The organism is Paenibacillus oleatilyticus (assembly GCF_018998565.1).
GTDB classification, from domain to species: domain Bacteria; phylum Bacillota; class Bacilli; order Paenibacillales; family NBRC-103111; genus Paenibacillus_G; species Paenibacillus_G oleatilyticus.
Window position 1 is genome coordinate 14394 of record NZ_JAHNZO010000024.1, and the last position, 22554, is coordinate 36947.

A 22554-nucleotide genomic window follows, 5' to 3' on the forward strand; every position below is an offset into this window, starting at 1 on the left:
CACTAAACTATCCACTATCACCAATAAGTAAACCTTATTTTATGTAAAAAAGCAACTGGCCGCGCGGCATTTCCCGAAATGGAAACAAGGACCGCACCGGCAGCTCGCGCTCGGCGCCGTCCGCTGCAGGCGTGATCCTTGTTCCGACTGTATCCGCAAAAGACGAGGAGCCGACTGCCCGCTGTCTTTTGCCCCTGCTGAATGAAAGACGGAGGAGTGCCAGACCCTCCCCTACATATGGTATGTGCCCGCTTTCGCTTTGACACGGCCACGCACCTAATTATTTTGAATAAGGCCATGCGCTCATACGGAAGCTTTCGGTCCCTCATACGATACAAAAAGGAATTTCCGAGCCTGTGGGAGGGAACGACATGAATCCGTCGACGTTCGTGTCATGGCTTCACGAAGCCATGGAAGGCTCCGAGGGTACCGAAAAGCGGCATATTATCCGGTTTCTGAACGACCGGGATTACGTCGCTTTCGCCCGGCAAATCGGCCGGCAGCGGAAATCGCTCCCCCGGCTGCACCAGATTCAGCCGCTCCGTGTCATCCGCGCCATCTCCTGCACGCTTCGGACCGGAATCGAAGCGGTCTCGGCCCCTTTTATCCGTTCGATCGAGCCGGATACGCGCATTATGCTGCATGCCCTGGGCCATGCTTCGTCCGCTCTGCCTTCCGGCGAGGAAAAAAAATCGCCCGTGAAGGCCGTCATCCCTTGGGGGGTCCGCCATATTCGCGCCCCGCAGGCTTGGGGCAAATCGCGCGGGGAACGGGTACGCATCGGCGTTATCGACACAGGCGTGGACTATACGCACCCCGACCTTCGCCATTGCTTGTCGCGGGGCGTCAATATTTTGAACCGCCAGCTGCCGCCGATTGACGACAACGGCCACGGCACGCATATCGCGGGGACGATCGCGGCGTACACCCGGCACCGGGGCATTATCGGCGTGGCGCCGCAGGCCGTTCTTCATCCGGTGAAGGCTTTCGATCAACACGGCGGCGCATTCGTCTCCGATATTATCGGAGGCATCGACTGGTGCGTCTCCAACGGCGTCGATATCATCAATATGAGCTTCGGTATGAAAACGTACAGCAAAGCGCTGGAAGCGGCGGTGCTCAGCGCCTACCAGAACGGCATCATCGTCGTAGCCTCCTCGGGCAACGAAGGCAACCAGGCCGAGGTCGACTATCCCGCCCGGCTGCGGCAAGTGATCGCCGTCGGAGCAACGACCCGCAAAGGCCGGATTGCCCCCTTCAGCAATATCGGCAAACAGATCAACATCTACGCGCCCGGGGAAAAAGTATACTCCACCTGGCTGCGGGGCAAGTATCACGAGCTCAGCGGCACGTCCATGGCAACCTCCCATGTCACAGGAGTTATTGCCCTAATGCTTGCAAGAAAGCCCGATCTCAAGCCGCTGCGAATTAAAAATTTGCTGCGCAAGCATGCCCGCTATCTCGTAAAATCGCGCAAAACGATAACCGGCGCCAAGGAAATTCACGCCTTTCGAAGCGTATCCGCCGTATCCAAATAACCGGTCACTCCGGTACGGGTACGGCGGTCAGGCATATGCTGCAGCGCTCGGGCGCTTGCCCCATCACCGACAGCTCATAGCTCCAGCGGACGGCAAGCAGAGCGTCCGGTCCTTCCGCGGCAACGTCCAGCGTTTGGGTGAACGTTTCCAGCTCCAACCGCCCCTGAGGGGTCTGAAGATACCCGTAATGCCGCCGGTCCGGAACGAACGTCTGCTCGAAGGATACATCCCCATGCCGGACAATCCGCACTTCCCCCTGCTCCACCCGGACGGTCGTTACCGTGCGGCCCATCTCCGCTTCCGGAGGCTCCGCATACCGGAGGTACGCATGCCGTCCCTTCGGGAACCATTCGCCTGTCATCTGCCGCACGATCCGTTCACCGCCGCTTTCGCTTTCCAGCGTAATGCGTACGACCCGCTTGCCGGCGCCAGTCTGCTGCTTTTCCGTCATCTTCGCCTTCTCTCCCGTCCTGCTGTGATCCTCCTATTGTACAAAAAAAAGCAGTCCGCGGACAGGACTTCCTTCCGCTCCCGGACAAGCCCGGACCTGGCAGGCAGCGGCGGTTTGCAAGGACTCTTATTCTTGCTAAGATGGTATGGGAATAATGGGCTTCCATTTATGGAAACCAAATGAAGCCTTCCTACGTCTGTTATAGTAAGTTTCGGCAGCCGCGAGAGACCGCCGGCCAATCCATCCCGAGGAGATTGCTCATTCACATGGATTCCAATGAAAGCAACCGCAATAAAAAGTTGTCCAGAAGATCATTTCTGAAAACATTGACGTTAACCGCTGCCGGACTCATTGCCCTGCCCGGAGCCACCTACGGATATGCCCGTTACGCCGAGCCGAAATGGCTGGAAGTCACGGAATATACGCTGTCTTTTGCAAGACTGCCCCAACAGTTGGACGGAATAAAAGTGGTGCAGTTCAGCGACGTGCACCTCGGCTTTAACTTTGATACGAAGGACTTGTCGGAACTGATCGGACTGATCAACCGGATTCAACCGGATATCGTATGCTTTACCGGCGATCTGGTGGATTATGCCGTCGGACCCGACGGCGATGCGTATGCCCGCGTCCTCTCGGAGCTGAGGCCTCCGCTGGGAAAATACGCGGTGCTGGGCAATCACGATTACTATAAAGAAGCTCCGAAAGTCGAAGCTCTATTGAAAAACGCCGCTTTCGAGCTCCTGACCAACAGGATGGTCCGGATTCAACACCAGGGGAGCAGCTTCGTCATGGCAGGCGTAGACGACCAATGGAAAGGCTACCCCGACATCGACAAGGCGCTGTCCCGCGTTAAACCGGAGGACTTCGTCATTTTGCTGTCGCACTGCCCCGATTTTGCCGATATTGCCGTACACTATCCGGTTGACTTCCAGCTGTCGGGACATAGCCACGGAGGACAAGTGCGATTGCCGTTTTACGGGCATGTGGTTACGCCGAAATTCGGAAAAAAATATGTTCTCGGGCATTACGTTCTTGGCGCCGGCAAGCTGCAGTTGTACGTCAACCGGGGCATCGGCGTGTCTGAACAACCCGTCCGCTTTCTATGCCGCCCGGAGCTGACGGTGTTTACTTTGCGAAAAGGTTGAAGCGGCGCAGCAAGGCTCCCAGCCCCAATACCGCCACGGCCCCGAACATCTCGAGTTCCATATCGTGCTGCGCGTCCCACGGATCGCCTTGCGATCCAAGAAACAGCGCGCCCATCTCCGGGGCCACCAGTCCTGCGACCCACATCTCGATCAATTCGTAAAATGCGCCGGTGGCCAGCACGACGGCAACGGCAAGCGCATCCGCCGCAAAGCCTCTCACCCCCGCAAGCCTCCGAAGCGCCTCCCGGATCGGTCCGGCCAGCAGCACGCCGTAAGCCAGATGCACCAGCCGGTCATAAGGCAGACGCCCCCCGCCGAACAGCAGCTGCAGCAGCGGATCGATCGGCGTCGCGCCGTAGGAGCCGTGCGACCCGTACGTATGAAGTGCCAAAAACAAAGCAATCCCCACATATGAACCGTGACTGAGCGGAAACTTTCGGTACGTTCCGATCAGCACCCCCACGCACAGAAAAATCAGCAAATTTTCCAGCAGCCAGTCGAACCGGTTTAACGGCGCGATCGCCATCCATGCCCAGAATACCCCGTACGCCAACAGGACGAAAACCGGAAACGCAGGTTTTGTTGTTGCCCATGATTTTGCCGTATTCAAACGCGGGACCCCCTCTCTTTATGACTCAATTGTAGGCCGCGACCGATGAAGGGGATAAGTACTAACTTCGACTAGTACCGGGCGGGAAGCCAACGCAAAAAGCCGCCACGCTTCCCATAAAGAGAAACATGGCGGCGGCTGTTTCCGCGCGATTTAGCTTACTTCACCAAGCCAAGCAGCATTTCGCGAATGAGCTTGCTGGCGACGATCTGGGTCTGTTCCGTCGGGTCGTAGGCCGGGGCCACTTCGACGAGGTCGGCGCCGACGAAGTTCAACTCGGAGGCAGCCATCGCATGAATTGCCGCGAGCAGCTCCTTGGACGTGATGCCGCCCGCTTCGGCGGTACCGGTGCCCGGGGCGCACATCGGATCGAGCACGTCGATGTCGATCGTCAAATAAACCGGACGTCCGGCCAGCTCCGGCAGCACCTTCTTGAGCGGCTCCAGCACTTCGAACGGATAGAAGTTAATGTTCTCGCGTCCGAACTGGAATTCCTCGCGGGAGCCGGAACGGATGCCGAACTGGTACACGTTCTTGCCGCCCATGAGCAGCGCTGCTTTGCGAACCGGCGTCGAGTGGGACAGTGGCTCGCCTTCGTACTGCTCGCGCAGATCGGCATGCGCATCGATGTGGATGAGCGCAAGATCCGGGTATTTCTTGTACACCTCTTGGATGACCGGCCACGAAACGAGATGCTCGCCGCCAAGACCGAGCGGGAACTTGCCGTCGGCCAGCAGTCCGCGCACGTATTCGCCGATGATGTCGAGGCTGCGGCCCGGGTTGCCGAACGGCAGCAGCAGGTCGCCTGCGTCGAAATAAGTGATGTCTTCCAGGCTTTTATCCAAATACGGGCTGTATTCCTCCAGACCGATCGACACCTCGCGGATGCGCGAAGGGCCGAACCGGGAACCGGGACGGAAGCTGACGGTATAGTCCATCGGCATGCCATAGATGACGGCGCGGGACGCCGCATAGTCGTCCGAGCTCAGAATGAACACGTTGCCGGAATATTTTTGATCGAGTTTCATCAGTCGCTAGTCTCCTCCGCTTACTTCGTCAAATCTTCCACGAATTTCGGCAGTACGAAAGCCGCCTTATGCAGACGCGGCGAGTAGTACTTCGTGTCGATCTCCGGAATTTTCGTTTCATCCACTGCGAGCGGATCGTGCTTCTTGCTGCCCATGGTGAAGGTCCAGAGACCGCTCGGATACGTCGGGATGTTCGCACAGTACACGCGGACGATCGGGAAAATTTGCTTCACATCGCGGTTGACGTTTTGGATCAGATCCGCTTTGAACCACGGGTTGTCCGTTTGGGCTACGAAAATGCCGTCTTCCTTCAGCGCGTCGTAGATGCCTTTATAGAAGCCCTGCGTGAACAGGTTCACCGCCGGACCGACCGGTTCGGTGGAATCGACCATGATCACGTCGTACGTGTTCTTATGATCGTGGATGTGCATGTAGCCGTCGTTCACGATCACTTCCACGCGCGGGTTGTCCAGTTCGCCTGCGATGGTCGGCAAGTACTGCTTGGAGTATTCGATGACTTTGCCGTCGATGTCGACCAGCACCGCTTTTTCCACTTCCGGGTGCTTCATGACTTCGCGGATGACGCCGCCGTCGCCGCCGCCGACCACAAGCACGTGCTTCGGATTCGGATGCGTATAGAGCGCCGGATGCGCGACCATCTCGTGATAAACGAACTCGTCCTTCACGGTCGTCATGACCATGCCGTCGAGCACGAGCATCGTGCCCCATTCTTCCGTTTCGATCATCGCGAGATCTTGGAAGTCGGTTTTTTCGGTGACGTGCGTTTTGCTGATTTTTGCCGTAATGCCGAAGTTATCGGTCTGCTTCTCCGTGTACCACAATTCCATATGTAATTCCACCTTTCGTTCGGTTCGTTAGGGCCGGCCGGACAAGGGCCGGAAGACGGGCGGACATCTGCTTTTTTCCTAGGATTCAGCTTGTCTCTGGCATGTCAAATTGTATTATAGAGTATCTCCCCGAAATTGCAAATACAAAGCGGGGCGTTCCGTCCGTTTTTCAAAAAAAATTAACGTTTCCGCCTATCCTTCGTGAATATGGGCTGCTATGTTTTTCCATACTGGGAATAGAGACGGAAAAGCATCGGCGGAAAGACGGAAGGAGCTGACGGAACGTGTCGGACATGCCCAAAAAACAGCCTGCGCCGGAAAACGGCGGAGCGCTCCGCTTCGCCCGGCGGCTCAAGGCGTGGTTGTCGTTCTCGTTGACGTGCCTGCTGCTTGGCGCCGGAATTATGATCGTGCTGCTGCTGTTCATGCGCTCGCAGGCGCTTCCCGTATCCAAGACGGAGGCGGCATCGGAGATGTACGACGTGCACGGCGAGCTGATCGAAGCGTACGGCGCGGTGAAAAACCGGCAGAGTGTATCGCTGCGGGACATTTCCCCGAAGCTGCTCGAAGCGACGCTGGCGGTGGAGGACCGCACGTTCTACCAGCACTACGGGTTCGATCCGAAAGGGATCGTTCGGGCGGCCTGGGTCAACCTCCAGCATATGTCCAAGGTGCAGGGGGCCGGCACGATTACGCAGCAGCTCGCACGCAATCTGTACTTGTCGCACGAGCGGACGTGGAGTCGCAAAATCAAGGAAACGTATTACGCCGTGCAGATGGAACTGCAAATGAGCAAGGACCAAATTCTGGAGCAATATTTGAATCAAATTTATTACGGGCATGCGACTTACGGCCTCGGGGCGGCCGCGAAGCTCTTCTTCGGCAAAGAGGCCAAGGAGCTGACGCTGGCCGAAAGCGCGCTGCTCGCCGGCATCCCGAAAGGACCGCGTTATTATTCGCCCTATTACGATATGGACAGTGCGCTCGACCGGCAAAAAACGGTGCTGCAGACGATGGTGGAAGCCGGCTACATTACTTCGGCTGAGGCGGACCGGGCGGCGAAGGAAAAGCTGCACATTCTACCGCTGGAGGAGCATAAAAAAGCGGTGACGGCCCCCTACTTCCGCGACCATGTGCGGGGCGCGGCGGCCGAGCTGCTCGGCCTCGAAGACAAGGAATTCGTCGAAAGCGGCCTGCGGATTTATACGACGCTGGACTTAAAGGCGCAGGCCGTCGCCGAGGAAGTCGTGGCGAAGCAGCTGGAAAAATATCCGGAGCTGCAGGCGGCGCTTGTCGCCATCGATCCGCGCACCGGGTACGTCAAAGCGATGGTCGGCGGACGCAATTACGCCCAAAACCAGTACAACCGGGCGCTTTCCAGCACGCGGCAGCCGGGGTCGTCGTTCAAGCCGATCGTGTATTTAACGGCGCTGAAGGAACAGGGATTCACTCCGGCCACCCGCTACAAAAGCGAGCCGACGACGTTCACCTACGATCAGGGACGGCAAACCTATACGCCGAACAACTTCGGCAACGCCTATTACGATTGGATCGACATGCGGACGGCCATCGCCAAATCGGATAACATCTACGCCGTGCATACGGTGCTGGAAACGGGGCCGGACCGCGTCATCGACATGGCCCGCCGGATGGGAATCACGAGTCCGATGAAGCCGATGCCTTCGCTCGCGCTGGGCACGTTCCCCGTCAGCCCTTACGAGATGGCCTCGGCCTTCGGCATTCTCGCCAACCAGGGCGTGCGCGTCGAGCCGACGGCTATCGTGCGCATCGAGGACCGCCGCGGGCGGGTGCTGTACGAGGCGAATCCGAAGCAGGAAACGGTCATTGAGCCCGCCTATACCTATGTGCTGACACAGCTGATGGAGAGCGTCTTCGACCAAGGCGGCACGGGCAGCCGCGTGTCCAGCGTGATCAAGCGCCCCGTAGCGGGCAAAACCGGCACGACGGACACGGATGCCTGGCTCGTCGGCTATACGCCTGAGCTGTCGACCGCCGTCTGGGTGGGCTATGACAAAGGGCGCAACATCAACAACGTCGAATCGCATCTGGCCGCGCCGCTCTTCGCGGAGTTTACGGAGCGGACACTGGAATCGGTGCCGCCGAAGCTGTTCCCGGTACCGGAAGGCGTCGTGAGCGTCTATGTCGACCCGGCGACCGGCAAGCTGGGGAACGACGACTGCCCGGGCTCGCGGTTGGAAACGTTTGTTCAAGGGACGGAGCCGACGGAATATTGCACGCAGCAGCCCGGAAAGAACGACGCGGGCAAAGCCGGCAAAGGAAAGCAGAACCGCTCCTGGTGGGAGGATCTGAAGCGCTGGTGGAGCAGCTAAAGGCCGGGGGAACGAAAAAGGATGGCGCAAGGCAGGCGGAAAATGTATTGTTAGCGGAAACACAAAAAGGCAGACCTACGGTCTGCCTTTTTGCTGTCCTAGTATATGATGCATATACTAGCCATTAGTATACATCGTTATAGCAAACGGTACAAGACCGTCACATAATGTACAAAAATTTAATTGGCCAGCGCTTCATGAAGCGCGGCATCGGAACGCTGCCACATCTCCGGATCGTTGTCCACCAGCAATTGCTTCAGCGCCGCTTTCTGCTCCGGCCCGAGATTGTCCAGCATGATGCGGCGTTTGAGCGCATAATCCATCCGGTTCACATGGTCGACGAGCAGCTTCCAGCCTTTGCGCGCTTCGGTATCGATCCGCATCTCGCAGGAGGTGACGCCGGCATAGTATTTGCCCTCTTCCTTAAAATCGACCGCCACCCATACGATCCAGCACGGACGGCCGTTCGGCACTTCTTCGGCATTGACGGTAAACTTGATGCCTTTCTCCACCTTGCTCTTCGCGTGCAGCGCCCCCAGATCGAGATACGCCTCCGTCCCGTCGATAATGACGCTGGAGAGCTGACTCAGGTCGATGGAGCCCTGCCCGAAGCCGCGGTGTTTCGTCTCCTTGCTGCTGACGATGTTCAAGGTCGGCAGCTTCTTCTTCGTATCTGCCGTCTGCGCGTTTTGTTCATTTATATCCATCCGTGCACCACCTGTTTCACGTGATAATAAGCGATTCCCTCATGTCCCGATCCGCTGCAGCCAGGCAGCAGCCTGAAGCTGCGGATATCAAAATTGTACTAAAAAGCGGTCCCCCCGGCAAGTTCGGCTCTTGCGAACAGCCGCCGATTCTTTTTCGTGACGAAGAAATAATCCTCGTCCCCCCCACATATACATGCTGTAGATGCTTGTCAACGGGGTGAATATTGAATGAAAATACGACTCGGCTACCGAATCGCAACATGGGGCTCGATCTCTGCTCTTACCTTCACGGCCACGCTGCTGACGAACGTCCTGCCGGAATCCGGCCCGCAGCCGGTCAAGTCGGCGGCAGGGTGGGTGCTGCCCGCAGATGCCGCCATTCCTGCCGTCTTACCAGCAGACGAACCGGCGAACCCGCTGACGATGCTCAAGCCCGTCCTTTCGACGACAGGGCGCGCCGTCGTCGCCGCGCCCCGCTGGCCTTCCGCCAGAGGACAAGCGGACAGCTCGTCTACGGGCCTCTTCCTGCCCTCCGGCGGGGCGCTCCCGGTTAACGCGCGTCTAAACGAACCGGTCGCGCCTCCACCCGCGCCACCCAGCCTGCCGGCACGGCCGGCCGAGAAGCCGGCTCCGAAGCCGCTTAGCGAGCGAATCGTGGAGTATCATCTGAGCGCGGAGCTGGACGCGCAGGGCAAATCGATCCGCGGCACGTCGGCATTCACCTGGAAAAACCCTGGAAGCGTACCCGTTCAGGAATTGTATTTTCATTTGTACCCGAACGCCTTCGAATCGAAGAAATCGACCTTCATGAAGGAGTCCGGCGGAAAGCTGCGGCAGGACGCGAGCAAGGAAGGCAGCTTCGGAAGCATGACCGTCAGCTCGATCAAGACACTGGACGGCAACGAAATCGAGCTCACAGACCGGATCGAATACGTCCAGCCGGACGACGGGAACAAGGACGACCGGACGCTGATCAAGGTGCCGCTGCCCAAAGCGGTCGGACCCGGCGAGCGGGTGACGCTGCGCACCGATTTTTCGGTCAAGCTGCCGCAGGTGTTCGCCCGGATGGGGTATGCCGGAGATTTCGTCATGGCCGGCCAATGGTTTCCGAAGGTTGCCGTCTATGAACCCAAAGGAGTCCGCGGCCGGGCGGACGAAGGCTGGAACCTGCATCAATATCACGGCAACTCGGAGTTTTATTCGGACTTCGGCATCTTCGACGTCAGGCTGAAGGTTCCCTCCGCTTATACCGTCGCGGCTACCGGCTTCCCCACCAAACCTGTCGCCGACGACGGTAAAACGAGAACCTACACCTTCTATGCCGACGACGTGCATGATTTTGCCTGGTCGGCCTCGCCGCATTTCGTTTATTTCGAAGAGCCTTACGCGACACCCCATCTGCCCGGCGTCCGCATCAAGCTGTATCTCGATCCGAAGCACGAGCGTCTCAAGGCCCGCTACATGACCGCCGCCAAAAAAGCGCTGGCCCGCTACTCCCAATGGTACGGCAGCTACCCGTATTCGACCTTGTCGATCGTCGTGCCTCCCGCAGACGGCAACGGGGCCGGAGGCATGGAGTATCCGACGCTCGTGACCGCCTGGGGAGCCGCTGAGGAAAATCCGTCACTGGAGCTGGAACGGGTCGTCGTGCACGAGATCGGCCATCAGTTCTGGTACGGGATGGTGGCCAGCAATGAATTCGAGGAAGCATGGCTCGACGAAGGCTTCACTTCGTATGCCGAAGACCGAATCATGGAAGCGGAATACGGCGTGCGGCCGAACCTGCTCATCGAATCAAGCTACATTACGAATCCGGCGGCGCTCAAGCTGCATTCGTGGGGCTACAGCGGACACAATCAATACGCCGAGAATGTCTACACCCGCGCCAAGCTTGTGCTTAAAGCGATGGAACGGCAGGCCGGGCTGGAGACGATGGATAAAATTTTGCGCACCTATTTCCAGCGCTGGAAGTTCAAGCATCCGGGTACGGCCGATTTTCAAAGGACGGTCGAGGACGTAACGAAAACAAGCTGGCAGGATTTTTTCCATCAATTCATCTATAACGGCATGATGGTCGACTACGCCGTCACCGGAATCAAGGTCCGGAAAGCGACCGAAAACGGACAGCCCGTCTATGAGAACAGCGTGCAGCTTCGCAAGCTGGACGGAACCTACCATAATGTGCCGATCCGCTTTCGCTTCGCCGACGGCTCGGAGCTGGATAAGACGTGGGATGGCGTCGACAGCGAAGTGATCATGAAGCTGAACCACGCCTCTCCGCTCGCTTGGGTAGCGCTCGACCCGCAGCATTCGATCGTGCTGGAAAACAAGCGGATCAACAGCTTTATGAAAACGGAGGTCGATACCAAGCTGTCCGTTCGATGGAACATGGGGATCGTCAAATTTTTGGAGACCTTGTTCGGCTGGGTCGTCTGGTGAGGTGATGAACATGTGGAATCGAATCAAAAAGGGCTGGGCCATCGCCTGGCATCAGCCGTTCGCCGTCTTCGCGCTATTCTTCTACAATCTGCTTTGGGGCGTCGTCTTGTATAAACTCGTTCAGTCGGTCGTGCTCCCCCTCCTTCACCGGTATCCCGGCGGGGCGCTTCCCGGCGAGTCGGTACAGCTGTTCTGGGTGGAGGGCCAATTTCAGTTGATGAAAACCGGCCTGATCGCACCGTACCTGTGGACGGGGCTCGGCCTGCTCGGGCTTCGGATGGTGCTGCATCCCGCGCTGAACGCCGGAGTCTTCTACTCCCTTCGGCACGGGGAACTGAATGCGGGCTACCGGTTTATGGCCGGCATCCGCAAGCTGTTCTTCCCGTTCCTCGGGCTGTATGCGCTCCAGCTCGTCCTGTCGATCGGCCCGCTTTACTGGCTTGCGCCTCACATTGGCAAGCAATACGCCGTCCATGCCTCCTACGCTTCGCTGGGGCAAGCGCTGCTGCCCGCCTTAGCCTTGTACGCCGCCTACTTGTTCCTGCTGCAGCTGCTGTTCCTGTTCCTGCAGATCGGCAAAACGGACGGAAGGTCCCCGCTGTACACGCTGCTGTTCGCCTTCCGGCATCTGCCGGTCATCGCGCTGGCCGCGCTGGCGGTTGCCGCTCTATCGCTTGTGCTGTCCGCGGCCGTGATGGTGTCGTCTTTTTGGTGGGCAGGCTTCGCGGCGCTCGTTCTCATGCAAGCGTACCGGCTGGTGCAGACATTTTTCAAGATATGGGAGATCGGTACGCAGTATGCGCTTTGGGCGGAGAAGGCATAGTCCTAATCTCCCCCTTATAAAGTTAAATAATGACAAAATATAGGAACGTCATCTTCCGAAAGTGCCGGGAAATGACGTTCTTTTTGGCTTATAAACAAAAAGTTTCATAAATAAACATTGATTATGTGACAATTCTGTGACAAAGGGAGGAAAACGTCATGTTGGCTCGAATATATGTACTCGGATTAAAAAAAGAAAATTTTGCCGAATTTCTGTTCGCAGAAAACGGGGGATCCATTTTTGGGTGAATTGATCTCGCAGTAGAGTGATCATAGGGAACCTTCAACCGAACCCTCAAGCTAACCTCGTAGGCACCGGAAGGGGAAACTTCTTTGAAAAAGCTTGTAGGTTTTGCATTTTCTTTGACCTTGTTTTGCAGCATTTCGGTTGGCAGCGTTTTTGCAGAAACCCCACTAAGCTCAGCGGTTAACGAGGCTATGGGTACGCCCTACAAGTACGCGGGCACCACGACCAAAGGCTTCGATTGCTCGGGTTACACTTCGTGGGTATTCGACAAATTCGGCGTCGATCTGCCGCATACGTCCAAAGGCCAAGCCGAGCTTGGTACCGAGGTGGCCAAAGACCAGCTTCGTCCCGGCGACCTGGTGTTCTTCAACACCGACGGCAAAGGGATCTCCCATGTAGGCGTATACGTAGGCGAAGGCAAGTTCTATCACTCCGCTACGGATCAAGGCGTCACCGTTACGAAACTCAGTGACTCCTACTACACCAAGCGTTACGTCACAGCGCGGCGCGTCCTGTCGGACGAGCAGTACAAGCAAGTGATGACTGACAAGTAACTTTAACACCTGAACGGAAGTTTCCCGTACCTTCGAAAGCCCTGAGCGTTTGTCTGCTCTGCGTTCGTTCCAACGAACAGCCGACCGGACAAGCCTGCAGGGCTTTCCGTCTTTAGCGGATGAAGAGCGAAGATGCTGCCTCGGGCATCACGAAATCATAGAATCAACGCAAAAAAACAGAGCCGCCTGACGTCATTCGACGAAGACAGCTCTGTTTTTGTTATACGCCTGCCGGAAACCCGCTCCGGGTTTGCCCGCGATCATGGCAAATTAGAGAGTATAGCTGCGAGGCGCTTCCGCATAGGGCGTGGCAAAATTCTGGTTTTTCAATTCCACATAGAACGCAGCCACCGACGCATAGATGTACGACTGCACCCAAAACATGCCGAGGCCGAACGGAATCATAGCGAGCAGAATCCATCCGATAAAGCTCAAGTAAAGCATGAACAACCGGGTCTTGTGTCCGTTCATCATCTCCTTGCTTTGACGCAAAGCATCGAGGGCCGGCATTCCCGGATTGTCGCGCATAATAAAATAGGCTTGAGAGTAGCTTAAAGCCGCAATAATCCCCGGTACAATAAGAAGCAGAGACCACAAGAAAATGAAGATGCCCGACACGAGATTTAAAACGAAGGCATTCCCGAACTGGTTGTTATTGAATCCGTCGAACAAATTGCTGACCGACGTCAATTCGCCGCGAACCGTGCCCAGGTAATAACCGTAGAGGCCGTACGTCAAAGGTCCGGTAATCACGATAGCACCAATCCATCCGATCAACGGAATGTTCGCCATCACGGAAAGAATAATCCCATAAATGAAAACGCCAAGAACCGCGTTCACCCAGTTCCCTTGCAAGCTTTCCCTCGCCATCCGGCGAAGCTCTGAATTTGTCAGCATACCAAAACTTCCACTCCCGCTAAAAAAATTTTACGCGCATTCAACGGTTACCCGTCCATTCGGCATGTACTATATGATATCTGGTAAAAGCAGGGCATTTCAATGTGATTTTCGACACAATTTGTCAATATTTCTGGTAAATTGGACCTATTTTCTCACTCCCCTACCAGCCCATATCACTTTTGAACCATTCTTTTCCGTCCATCGGAGCATATTGACTGTCCGGTTGGTCAGTTATATAATGATCCGGAAAGGAGCTTCTCATGGACCCTAAAGTACACGATAAACGCATGGAAAAGGGCGAACAAACCCGGATACGAATTTTACACGCTGCGATCGCCATCATTTCGGAGCACGGTATCAAAGAAGTATCGGCGGCCAAGCTCGCGCAGCTGACAGGCGTGAGCAAAAGCAATATATTTCACCATTTCAAATCGATCGACGAAATCCTCCACAGCACGCTCCATATTTTGTTCGACGATCTCCTTGAGCCGATGACGCAAGAATATCGGGACTTGGAGCAGTTTCTTCATCAGCTCGGGCAGTCCGTATTCCGAGTGCCGGAACCTTATCTTAAAGTGTTCAAAGCCTTTTTTTCCTTTTATCATGAAGGAATGTTCAAATCGGAATATCGGGAAGCCCTCCTAAGCTGTACCGATAAAATCACCGAGCTCTTAAGCCATCAGCTCAACCGGCTGGCTCCCCGTCCCCTCGACAAAAAAACGCTGGAATCCGTGACTGCACTTCTCTTTTCGCACATGGACGGCATGGGCCTGCATTATTTGCTGAACGGAAACGGTCAGCTGTACGAACAAGCTTGGCGGCTGCAAGTTAGCATGCTCTGCCGACACTTGGCCGAAGACGACTCCCCGGCGTAAGCCGGAAATCGTTTCGCATAAAACTGACCGTTCGAACGGTCATATTTTAAATTTGAGGAGGATTTGTCATGAAACCTGTAAACATCCCGGCCTTTTTTCATGAAGTGTTCGGCAAAAGATCGACCGTCTTGGAGTTGGCGCTAACCTTAGGTTTTGGCGTCGGCATGAGCGCGGCGCTCCTTGCTCTGACGTATTCCGAGTGGAGCGGGCTTGTCCTGTGGCAGCTGCTTGCCATTCTGCTCTTGGCGTTGGACATCCATGGCGGCGTCATTGCCAACTTCACGCTATCGACCAACAACCACTACCAGGCACATCCGGTGGCGCGACTGGTGTTTATCGCCATTCATGTTCAACCCCTTCTGCTCGCTTCCGTCTTGGGGGAGTACTTTATTCCTTGCCTTTTCGTCTGGGGCTATACGATCGTGTCGGCTTTTATCGTCAATGCCCTCCTCGGGCATCCGGCTCAACGAACGATTGCGGCGGTTTTCGTATGCACCGGGTTTGCCGGTCTGCTGCTGTTCTTCGCCTCGATCCCCAAGCTTCTTCTCGTCATGCTGTTTTTCTTTATTTTTAAAGTCGTGTTCAGCTTCGCGGTGGATCATTATGCGCGGAGGGAGCATTAGAAGATGACGGATCGGGACCATTCAACCTGCAGCCGGGAAATTATCCGTTTGGGAACTGCACACGCCGCTCAAGCTAGGGACATTTTGCCGAAAGCTTTCTCCGATGATCCGATGTTCCGCCATCTGTTTCCTGGCGCAAGGCGATCCATCCATATCGGACATTTTTTTAGTTTTTTATTTCATAAGAGCCTGCTGCTGCAGGAAATGCTGATCGGCGTTCAAGAACAAGGCACGCTGCGGGGCGCCGCATGCGTGGAGCTTCCGACAAGCTATAAGGATGCGGGATTCCTTGCGAAAGCGCGATTCCTCTGCCGGGCAATCGGGCTGCTCTGTCAAGTTCCGCCGCGCTCGTTTGCTTTGATCAATGAGTATATGCGGCTCACGACTTCCGTCCGCCCCTCCGTCCCTCATCATTATTTGGTATTTGTGGGTGTAGACCCCGAGCATCAAGGGACGGGGCTGGGCAAGCTGCTGCTGAACGAAATTCATGCACTTGCAGATGCAGACCCGACATCTGCCGGCATCGGATTGGACACGGAAAACGAGGACAACGTTCTCCTGTATGAGCGGTTCGGATATCGGCTCGTAGAGAAGAGAAAACTGGGCACCGTTACCATCTACTGTATGTTCAGACCGCGCCCCTAGAGCTCAATAAGCGCAGGCGTCGATCCACCGCGAGAGTTCGGCGGGCGTTCCCTGTTATTTTCGGATTAGGGCTCAAGGGATTTCCGGATATCGTCCATGGCTCTGCAGGGGGGCGTGCTTTATAATTGTGGAACATGACCGTCTTTTGCAGGAATTTGATCGGTTCAAAAACGTAGAATCAGGGAGGAAGGACACGGTGGTCGATCAAACAAGGGAATCATCCGCAACGGAGGGACAGACTGCTGCCGGAGGCTTGGTGACCCTTCCTCGAACAGAACAGCGCATCTTGCGTTCGCGGGCCGAAAATCGCGAGTATCGCATTTTCGTCGCCAAGCCGGACATTGAGCCGCCCCCTTCGGGATATCCGGTTATTTATTTGCTCGATGCGAATTCCGTGTTCGGTACGATGGCCGAGGCGATACGATTGCAGTCGAGACGGCCCGAGAAAACCGGAGTCGTTCCGGCCGTGATCGTCGGCATCGGCTATGATACGGAAGGACCGTTTTCGAACGCCCGCTATTACGATTTCACGATGCCCGTACCCGCAGCGGAGCTGCCTCAAAGTCCGCGCGGAACGGAGTGGCCGGAGCTGGGCGGAGCGGATGCTTTCCTGAATTTCATCGAAGAGGACCTGAAGCCGGAGATCGAACGCGAGTTCAGCATCGACCGCGGCAGACAAACGATTTTCGGCCATTCGCTTGGCGGACTCTTCGTGCTGCATGCGCTTTTTACAAGGCCGGGGACGTTCCACACGTACGTCGCAGGAAGTCCTTCCATTCACTGGGGCAAAAGAATCCTGCTGGAAGAAGAACGGCAATTCGCCTCCCGGTTGGAGAAGGAGCCCTGCAACGTCGGAGTGCTGCTCGCGGCGGGAGAGCGCGAGAAAGATCATCACAGCCATATGAACGATAATGCGAAGGAGCTTGCGGAACGACTGTCCGCTCTCGCGCGCCGCGGCGTGCGTGTGAAGTTCCATGAGTTCGAGGGCGAGGGGCACGTCTCGGTGCTCCCGGTGTTGATCAGCCGCGCCCTGCGGTTCGCTTCGGAAGGCGATCAGCAATTGGAGGTTGGTCGTTCGTAAAATTTGTGGTCGAGCGTTCTGGAGCCGGAAAGGTGCAGGAATAAAGCGCAAAAAAGCTGCGGCAGCCGCCCGACGGCGGTCTGCTGCAGCTCTAACATTCCGCGTCCCCGCGGCTTTTTTCATATTCTCTCAGCTCTCGATAACGATGCTGTTTAATTTGAGATTGACCGGATTGGCGATCGTGTCTCCTACCGGGCATTTGCTCTCGATGAACCGGATAAATTCCTCCACCTTGTCCTTTGGCGAATCGGTTTTAATTCGAAACGTATAGCGGATTTCGGAGTAGCCCGGACGAACCTCCGACCGATTGAAAAATCCGTCGAGATCAAGGTCGCCCTCCACGTCCACTTGGAAATCGTCGAGTTTGACCCCAAACTTGGGCGCATAGACTCTGGCTACGATCGATTGGCAAGCGCCTAGCGAAGCCAGCAGCGCTTCCACCGGATTCATCCCGGTATCCGTCCCACCCAAGCTTTTCGGCTCGTCGATGGTCAGTTCGAACTGTCTGGAACGGGCCTTCACTTTCACTCCGTCTTGCAAATGTGCTGTTGCTTTGAAGGTTTGAACCGCGGCCATGGTATACTCTCCTTTGATTATCGAGTGCGTTCCGGCTTCCCAAAACCAACTTATTAACTAGGTATTATGGGTATTATAGGATGAATTTGGTATTTTGTCAATGATACCGGGGCGATCAGACAGCCTCCCTGGCAAAGAAAGCAGTCTGGCCCCAAGGCGCCAGACTGCTTCTGATTTAACATGCTGCTATTAGGATTGACTTAAAGTGTACAGGTAGAAGCCAAAATCCGTCGGGGTGCCGGGATGCCCGAGATGCTGGATAAAATCGACATACCGCGTCAATCGCACCCTAAAATCGAACCGGCCAACGTCATTACTCCCCATTAGCGGTTGTCCATGAGACGAGCGTGTTGTGAGACGCATCCCAGCGCCATGGGGTCGACCGGCCCTGCGGATGTACGCCGCCGTACCATTCGTCGATGCCGTTTAAAGCAATCCAATCCGCTTCCCCATCCAGCACCCTTCTACCCATTTCCGTTAATGCAACCGTACCGTGACGAAATGACGGCACCTGGTCCTTATAGCCGGGAAAAGCATTGAAACCTTCGAGCTTCAGCAACGGGTACGGACCTTGCGACAGTTTAGCCAAGCGGTGCCAATATTGAAGATCTCCCATGCCCAGCCCATGAAGCTCTTTTCCTATATGCCCGAACAAGTCCAGCGGAGAAGTCATGCCGCCGCGGACCATCTCCAGTGTGGTTTGTTCTACTATGCCAAGTCCGTTCCGGGTCGAGGGAAACCGCGATAAATGAAGCCGAAAAGCGTCTTGCACATAGGGCAGCGCGGAGGTATCTTCCTCTTCAAGCAGTTGAACTAACTTGCCCGGGTCCGGGGCGCAGTAAGCCTCCCAGACGATGGCGCCCAGTTCGAGCTGTTCCTTGCCAACCGTCTGCCAAGTGCCCGACAAGGTCACCATTTGGTTCACGGACAGCTGCCCCAATCCCCGAAAAAGCTCGATTCCCGGGAAGGCCCCGATACACAGCAAGCTTAGCTTCGTTGCGCCTAGCGTCTGCTCCGCAAACCAATGAAGCAAGCAGCAGAGCATCGTCTGATCGAACAAATCATGCTCAAACCACAGCACGATTTCCTCGTAGTTGCGAAAGTTTGCCCGTACCTTCTCCTGATCTTCGCTTATACGTATAAATTCCGCACTCGGAATTCCCATCGCCTGTTCCAAATAACGCGCCCGAACCGATCGATTGGCCGCCTCGGCCGGGTCGGTAAATACGGGGCCTTCGGGATACACCTCTCTCCAGACAAGAATGTCGCCTTGGACGACGCCCTGCCGCAGCTTTTCCGCAACGATATCGCCATTAACAATGTGCAGCATTCGCTTTCCTCCTTCGTACAATTGGTGAAATACGGAGACGAAATCGGCTACGGGGAGCGTTCCTTTCAGCTTCGCACGGGCGTCGAACAGCCTCTTTTTCAATACCGGAATTGACGTTCCTAAATACGCGGAAATCTCTTGCAGAGCGTAGCCCTGAAAATAAAACAGTTGGACCGCGACGCGCAAGTTGGACGATAAAGCCGATATGGAATTATGAAGCAGCTGATGCAATTCTTTTTTTTCGACAATCTCCGGTACGCTTGGCTGTCGCCCGATCGTTTGTGTCAATTGATCGAACGGCACCGTTGGATGCCGTTTCCTCCGCATGAGGCGGTGACATTGACGAATCACGATCGTTTTAAACCATCCGGGAAAAGCTTCCGCTTCCTTCAGCTTGTGCAAATGGACAAAAGCTTCCGCAAACGCCTCCTGCACGGCATCCTCGGCCAAATAGGAGTCACGCAGCCTATCGTATGCAACCGCATAAGCCATCGCTTCAAAACGCCGGACGATAAGGTCAAAAGCTTCCCGATCCCCCTGTTTTGCCCGTTCAACCCAGTGCAGCATGTGAATTTCGCCCCCTTTCATTGCCGCTCCAGTATAAGGTGCCGAAGGAGGGCACAAAGGTTACAAAAGCTTCGCAAGTTCTATAATAACGAAAATAAGCCAAAAAGGGGGAGCACCAAGCTGCCCAAAAGCAGCCCGCTGCACCCCCACCGATGTTTCGAACGAAGCCTCGACCTTATTTTTAACAGTTAGCCCCTGCCTCCCGGAATTTCTTGAATGCGACAATTGTGGAACGCTGTAATTTTCCACTCTCCGTTTTGTTTGACCACCACGTTCGTATTGATGGATCCCCGGTCCGAGGGGTCCTGCGCCGGATCGGCCAATTTCGCTTCTCCGATTCCATGGACAATGGCTACTTCCGGGGTGACGAACCGCGGCCGTAATTCGGCAGTGGCACTGGATTCCAAGGTCGAGCCTTTGAGCGGACCGTGAAATAGCCATTGATGGACCTCCACAATCTGCTTCTTCCCTTTTAAATGCTGCCCCATAAACGTCACGTAATCCGCGTCGTCCGTGAAGCATTCGCCAAAAGCAGCTCCGTCGCCCCGATTCCAGGCATCGCTTAATGCCGTAAACAATTCCTGCATCGCTTGCATGTCTCTTTGTTGGTATTCCATTTCCGGTTCCGTCCTCTCAATTGTTGGATTTTTGGCTGCGCCTTCCGGTTGTGATATACTGTTGACCAGATAAATACTTAATGTATAAATCATCTTAATCAGATATATATCTTAATTGATTAAGATATATTTTTATCTTATACCGGAGGTCTCCTTATGTCAAGCGATCAACATAACCATGCTGTCCCACAGCTTACTCCCTTGCAGCAGGAACTGCTCCTCGAATTGCGTCAAAACAGCGCACGGGCCGTCATGTTCCATCAGCTCATATCCGATAAGCTCGGATTGAACGCGACAGACCACAAATGCCTCGACTTTCTGAACAGCGCCGGACCGGTAACCGCCGGACGGTTGGCCGAGTTAACCGGTTTGACTACCGGGGCGGTCACGAACGTGATCGACCGGCTGGAACAGGCGGGATATGTCATACGGGATAAGGACCCGAACGACCGCAGACGCGTCGTCGTCAAGCCTACCGGCCGGGAGTCCGAAACGATTCCCCCGCTATTCGACTCGGTTTTCCGGGCAACGCACAACATTTTGAGGGATTATAGCGAACAGGAGCTGCGCGTGATCCTCTATTTTATCAAGCGGTGCAACGCGATGACTTTGGAAGAGATGGACAAGCTGAAGCAGGGCTGATTGGCTTGGGAGAAAAAAAGACTGCAACAGCCAGCCCATGCTGGTCTGTCACAGCCCTCAAAACGGCTCTGCCGAGCCACGCTTAAGGAAACGGGTACGATAGCTCAAAGAGAACAGGCTGCCGCAGTATCGGTAGCCTGTTCCGTAGTTATAATAGCGAGGTTACGAACTTCACCTCCGGAAAGCGGCTATCCGGTCCTTTCATTAAGATTCCGCCTTGATTTTTCAGATACATATCGAAGAAATCCAGCATATAGGCATTGATAACGGAGTTCGCTCTTTCGGGCGCAATCTTTCCTGTAATGCCCAGCATTTTAAAAATCGGAGAAATGAACTGTACGTCGGTAAAATTCAAATGCTCCGTATTGTCGATATAGAGGAATTGTCCCCCTGCGGCAACCGTTTCGCGCATCCGTTCAAGCTCTAACTTTTTGTCTTCCGTTACTTGATCCATCCACTCTCTTGTGTTGCCCATACGGTTAAGCTCTGCATCCGTGTAGACCCGGTTATCCATCACCATTTTTAATCTTTCAAATTCACTTTCCGAGTTCATGAACAAAAACGGCTTTCGCAGACCCTCTCTGTCACGCAGTCGATAAAGCCCTCCATCTAAGTCTATTCCAACCGCGATTCGCGGATCGTAAGAAGCGTCATAGGCCGTCGCTCCGCCGATGGAATGACCGAACACCCCGACATGGCCGAGATCAATCCTCCCTTTTAGCTGACTTGGAATGTGCCCCGATTGGATGAGCTCGAATTGGTCCAGCGAAAACGTCACATCGCCGGTTAACACTTTTCCCAACTTATCGCGGTTTCCGCTTTCCGTCCGGTAATCATGGTCGGGCGAGAATAAGTCGTTGGTTGTGCTGGTCGTGATTCGACCGTCCGGAAACTCGGTTGCAAATGTATTGTAGGTGTGGTCGATCACTGCCACGATATATCCGTGACTCGCGAGATTTTCGGCTTGCGACGTGTGGAGGAACCTGGAGGAACTGAAGCCGGGATTCGCAAGGATCAGCGGGTATGAAGTCTGTGCCGAGGAGACTTCGGCCTCCGAATAAGCATGGCTGGATACGTACTTCAGGTGTTGAAAAGTAAACCCGGGAAGGCCATAGTTCGCCGCCATATAACGTAAAATCCGGGTATCGGGGATATAGGGAGCGTACTTGCCGGTGCCAGCTTGAGCCGGATACCATACCTGAACCATCAATTCCCTTTTGCCTGTCGCGGTTTTGCCAAATGTCTCCTCCCGGTTTGGATCGACGAAATGAAAGACTTGCGTGCCTACCTTCAACTCGCCCGTTGGCGCCGGGAGGTCGAATACGGGAAACACATAGAGGAAGCACGCCGTTACGATTAGCCCAATCACGATAAAAAGGCGGCCCAGCACCCTACGGATTCGCGAGGCGGTCCGAACGGCTTTCCGCGTTATGAAAACGTCTATAAGCGAAAGCATAAGCATCAGGAGCGTAAATCCGTATAAAAATAAAAGCTGAACCCTGTATCCTTCGACAAGAAAATGTATCACTAAAAAAATGGAGCCGGCTCCGCTTGGCAGGAGCAAAGCTGATCTTCGGATACGTTGATTGAAAATGAACAGGAGTGCCAACAAACAAGCACTTGAAAAGAATAGCAGCATTTCAAAAAGCCTCACGCCAACTCCCCCTAAAAACTAATCCCATCGATGGATAGAATTAGTATACAGAAGCAACTAGGTTGATACCATTGATCTAGATGACATTGCCTTACACTCTTGTAAGGTTGCGCTACGAGCTCAATTCTTTGCGGAATATCATAGACGAACCCTCCCGCTCGCATAGAAAGTTTCCAGTTGGGGATGCTATCCTGCCGGACTGTGGTTGTTGAACGAGAACGCCAAAGAGGGCCGCAACAGGTTACTTACTCATAACCTGTCACAGCCCTCCACCCGCGTCGGACGCGGTCTTTCGGCTCTTACT

General features: G+C 55.1%; 21 protein-coding genes and 1 riboswitch. Of the genes, 11 read left to right on the top strand and 10 right to left on the bottom strand.

The features are described from left to right. Positions 1-371: 371 nt before the first annotated feature. Positions 372-1538, top strand: a complete 1167-nt coding sequence (locus KQX66_RS25725; RefSeq protein WP_216795649.1) for a S8 family peptidase — start codon at positions 372-374, stop codon at positions 1536-1538. A 4-nt stretch (positions 1539-1542) separates the two neighbouring features. Here KQX66_RS25725 and KQX66_RS25730 read toward each other — a convergent pair whose 3' ends face one another. After that, complete coding sequence (locus KQX66_RS25730) at positions 1543-1989, bottom strand: YwiB family protein (protein ID WP_216795650.1); 447 nt, start codon at positions 1987-1989, stop codon at positions 1543-1545. Positions 1990-2255: 266 nt separating this feature from the next. Between KQX66_RS25730 and KQX66_RS25735 the strand changes: the two genes are divergently transcribed. Next, entirely contained in the window at positions 2256-3134 is an 879-nt protein-coding gene (locus KQX66_RS25735; RefSeq protein ID WP_216795651.1) for a metallophosphoesterase, read from the top strand. On the opposite strand, the gene KQX66_RS25740 is transcribed toward KQX66_RS25735, so the two are convergent. The 3 genes from KQX66_RS25740 to speE all read right to left on the bottom strand — a co-directional run bounded on the left by KQX66_RS25740 (position 3115) and on the right by speE (position 5620). After that, positions 3115-3744: a DUF2238 domain-containing protein gene (locus KQX66_RS25740; protein ID WP_216795652.1), complete on the bottom strand. Its 630-nt coding sequence runs from the start codon at positions 3742-3744 to the stop codon at positions 3115-3117. The genes KQX66_RS25735 and KQX66_RS25740 overlap by 20 nt on opposite strands. A 158-nt stretch (positions 3745-3902) precedes the next feature. Then, complete coding sequence (gene speB / locus KQX66_RS25745; protein WP_216795653.1) at positions 3903-4772, bottom strand: agmatinase; 870 nt, start codon at positions 4770-4772, stop codon at positions 3903-3905. Between the two features lie 20 nt (positions 4773-4792). Then, positions 4793-5620, bottom strand: coding sequence for a polyamine aminopropyltransferase (speE, locus tag KQX66_RS25750; RefSeq protein WP_010500307.1), 828 nt, complete (start codon positions 5618-5620; stop codon positions 4793-4795). Positions 5621-5913: 293 nt separating this feature from the next. Between speE and KQX66_RS25755 the strand changes: the two genes are divergently transcribed. Beyond that, positions 5914-7971 (top strand): transglycosylase domain-containing protein, encoded by a 2058-nt coding sequence (locus KQX66_RS25755; RefSeq protein ID WP_216795736.1) that lies wholly within the window; start codon positions 5914-5916, stop codon positions 7969-7971. Positions 7972-8150: 179 nt separating this feature from the next. Here the strand turns inward: KQX66_RS25755 and KQX66_RS25760 are convergent, their stop codons facing one another. After that, a complete protein-coding gene (locus tag KQX66_RS25760; protein ID WP_216795654.1) occupies positions 8151-8678 on the bottom strand; it encodes a YwhD family protein in 528 nt (175 codons plus the stop codon). 228 nt (positions 8679-8906) lie between these two features. On the opposite strand from KQX66_RS25760, the gene KQX66_RS25765 reads away from it, so the two are divergent. From KQX66_RS25765 to KQX66_RS25775, 3 genes are all read left to right on the top strand, one after another. Then, on the top strand, positions 8907-11117 hold the full coding sequence (locus tag KQX66_RS25765; protein ID WP_216795655.1) for a M1 family metallopeptidase: 2211 nt from the start codon (positions 8907-8909) through the stop codon (positions 11115-11117). 10 nt (positions 11118-11127) lie between these two features. Then, positions 11128-11940, top strand: coding sequence for a hypothetical protein (locus KQX66_RS25770; RefSeq protein ID WP_216795656.1), 813 nt, complete (start codon positions 11128-11130; stop codon positions 11938-11940). Between the two features lie 192 nt (positions 11941-12132). Beyond that, positions 12133-12269: riboswitch (cyclic di-AMP (ydaO/yuaA leader) on the top strand. Positions 12270-12272: 3 nt separating this feature from the next. Next, entirely contained in the window at positions 12273-12740 is a 468-nt protein-coding gene (locus tag KQX66_RS25775; protein ID WP_216795657.1) for a C40 family peptidase, read from the top strand. A gap of 270 nt (positions 12741-13010) precedes the next feature. Here the strand turns inward: KQX66_RS25775 and KQX66_RS25780 are convergent, their stop codons facing one another. Beyond that, on the bottom strand, positions 13011-13637 hold the full coding sequence (locus KQX66_RS25780; protein WP_216795658.1) for a DUF975 family protein: 627 nt from the start codon (positions 13635-13637) through the stop codon (positions 13011-13013). Between the two features lie 263 nt (positions 13638-13900). Between KQX66_RS25780 and KQX66_RS25785 the strand changes: the two genes are divergently transcribed. The 4 genes from KQX66_RS25785 (at position 13901) to KQX66_RS25800 (ending at position 16864) form a co-directional block, all read left to right on the top strand. Beyond that, entirely contained in the window at positions 13901-14515 is a 615-nt protein-coding gene (locus KQX66_RS25785; protein WP_216795659.1) for a TetR/AcrR family transcriptional regulator, read from the top strand. A gap of 68 nt (positions 14516-14583) precedes the next feature. Further along, the gene (locus tag KQX66_RS25790) at positions 14584-15138 is read left to right on the top strand and encodes a hypothetical protein (RefSeq protein WP_216795660.1); all 555 of its coding nucleotides are present in this window, start codon (positions 14584-14586) and stop codon (positions 15136-15138) included. Between the two features lie 3 nt (positions 15139-15141). Further along, positions 15142-15783 carry a GNAT family N-acetyltransferase gene (locus KQX66_RS25795; RefSeq protein WP_216795661.1) on the top strand — a complete coding sequence of 214 codons (642 nt, stop codon included), beginning with the start codon at positions 15142-15144 and terminating at the stop codon, positions 15781-15783. A gap of 253 nt (positions 15784-16036) precedes the next feature. Further along, on the top strand, positions 16037-16864 hold the full coding sequence (locus KQX66_RS25800; protein WP_216795737.1) for an alpha/beta hydrolase: 828 nt from the start codon (positions 16037-16039) through the stop codon (positions 16862-16864). 129 nt (positions 16865-16993) lie between these two features. Here KQX66_RS25800 and KQX66_RS25805 read toward each other — a convergent pair whose 3' ends face one another. The 3 genes from KQX66_RS25805 to KQX66_RS25815 all read right to left on the bottom strand — a co-directional run bounded on the left by KQX66_RS25805 (position 16994) and on the right by KQX66_RS25815 (position 19954). Beyond that, positions 16994-17440: an OsmC family protein gene (locus KQX66_RS25805; RefSeq protein WP_216795662.1), complete on the bottom strand. Its 447-nt coding sequence runs from the start codon at positions 17438-17440 to the stop codon at positions 16994-16996. Positions 17441-17753: 313 nt separating this feature from the next. Further along, entirely contained in the window at positions 17754-19337 is a 1584-nt protein-coding gene (locus KQX66_RS25810) for a sigma-70 family RNA polymerase sigma factor (RefSeq protein ID WP_216795663.1), read from the bottom strand. A gap of 188 nt (positions 19338-19525) precedes the next feature. Then, positions 19526-19954, bottom strand: a complete 429-nt coding sequence (locus KQX66_RS25815; RefSeq protein ID WP_216795664.1) for an SgcJ/EcaC family oxidoreductase — start codon at positions 19952-19954, stop codon at positions 19526-19528. 156 nt (positions 19955-20110) lie between these two features. On the opposite strand from KQX66_RS25815, the gene KQX66_RS25820 reads away from it, so the two are divergent. Then, positions 20111-20596: a MarR family transcriptional regulator gene (locus KQX66_RS25820; RefSeq protein ID WP_216795665.1), complete on the top strand. Its 486-nt coding sequence runs from the start codon at positions 20111-20113 to the stop codon at positions 20594-20596. A gap of 148 nt (positions 20597-20744) precedes the next feature. Here the strand turns inward: KQX66_RS25820 and KQX66_RS25825 are convergent, their stop codons facing one another. Then, positions 20745-22250 (bottom strand): alpha/beta hydrolase family protein, encoded by a 1506-nt coding sequence (locus KQX66_RS25825; RefSeq protein WP_216795666.1) that lies wholly within the window; start codon positions 22248-22250, stop codon positions 20745-20747. Between the last annotated feature and the right edge of the window lie 304 nt (positions 22251-22554).

What these genes read in the sequence shown, in the direction of transcription:
- KQX66_RS25725 (WP_216795649.1), top strand. Translation starts at nt 372, where the DNA reads ATGAATCCGTCGACGTTCGTGTCATGGCTTCACGAAGCCATGGAAGGC.
- KQX66_RS25730 (WP_216795650.1), bottom strand. Translation starts at nt 1,989, where the DNA reads ATGACGGAAAAGCAGCAGACTGGCGCCGGCAAGCGGGTCGTACGCATT.
- KQX66_RS25735 (WP_216795651.1), top strand. Translation starts at nt 2,256, where the DNA reads ATGGATTCCAATGAAAGCAACCGCAATAAAAAGTTGTCCAGAAGATCA.
- speB (WP_216795653.1), bottom strand. Translation starts at nt 4,772, where the DNA reads ATGAAACTCGATCAAAAATATTCCGGCAACGTGTTCATTCTGAGCTCG.
- speE (WP_010500307.1), bottom strand. Translation starts at nt 5,620, where the DNA reads ATGGAATTGTGGTACACGGAGAAGCAGACCGATAACTTCGGCATTACG.
- KQX66_RS25755 (WP_216795736.1), top strand. Translation starts at nt 5,914, where the DNA reads ATGCCCAAAAAACAGCCTGCGCCGGAAAACGGCGGAGCGCTCCGCTTC.
- KQX66_RS25760 (WP_216795654.1), bottom strand. Translation starts at nt 8,678, where the DNA reads ATGGATATAAATGAACAAAACGCGCAGACGGCAGATACGAAGAAGAAG.
- KQX66_RS25765 (WP_216795655.1), top strand. Translation starts at nt 8,907, where the DNA reads ATGAAAATACGACTCGGCTACCGAATCGCAACATGGGGCTCGATCTCT.
- KQX66_RS25770 (WP_216795656.1), top strand. Translation starts at nt 11,128, where the DNA reads ATGTGGAATCGAATCAAAAAGGGCTGGGCCATCGCCTGGCATCAGCCG.
- KQX66_RS25780 (WP_216795658.1), bottom strand. Translation starts at nt 13,637, where the DNA reads ATGCTGACAAATTCAGAGCTTCGCCGGATGGCGAGGGAAAGCTTGCAA.
- KQX66_RS25785 (WP_216795659.1), top strand. Translation starts at nt 13,901, where the DNA reads ATGGACCCTAAAGTACACGATAAACGCATGGAAAAGGGCGAACAAACC.
- KQX66_RS25790 (WP_216795660.1), top strand. Translation starts at nt 14,584, where the DNA reads ATGAAACCTGTAAACATCCCGGCCTTTTTTCATGAAGTGTTCGGCAAA.
- KQX66_RS25795 (WP_216795661.1), top strand. Translation starts at nt 15,142, where the DNA reads ATGACGGATCGGGACCATTCAACCTGCAGCCGGGAAATTATCCGTTTG.
- KQX66_RS25805 (WP_216795662.1), bottom strand. Translation starts at nt 17,440, where the DNA reads ATGGCCGCGGTTCAAACCTTCAAAGCAACAGCACATTTGCAAGACGGA.
- KQX66_RS25810 (WP_216795663.1), bottom strand. Translation starts at nt 19,337, where the DNA reads ATGCTGCACTGGGTTGAACGGGCAAAACAGGGGGATCGGGAAGCTTTT.
- KQX66_RS25815 (WP_216795664.1), bottom strand. Translation starts at nt 19,954, where the DNA reads ATGGAATACCAACAAAGAGACATGCAAGCGATGCAGGAATTGTTTACG.
- KQX66_RS25820 (WP_216795665.1), top strand. Translation starts at nt 20,111, where the DNA reads ATGTCAAGCGATCAACATAACCATGCTGTCCCACAGCTTACTCCCTTG.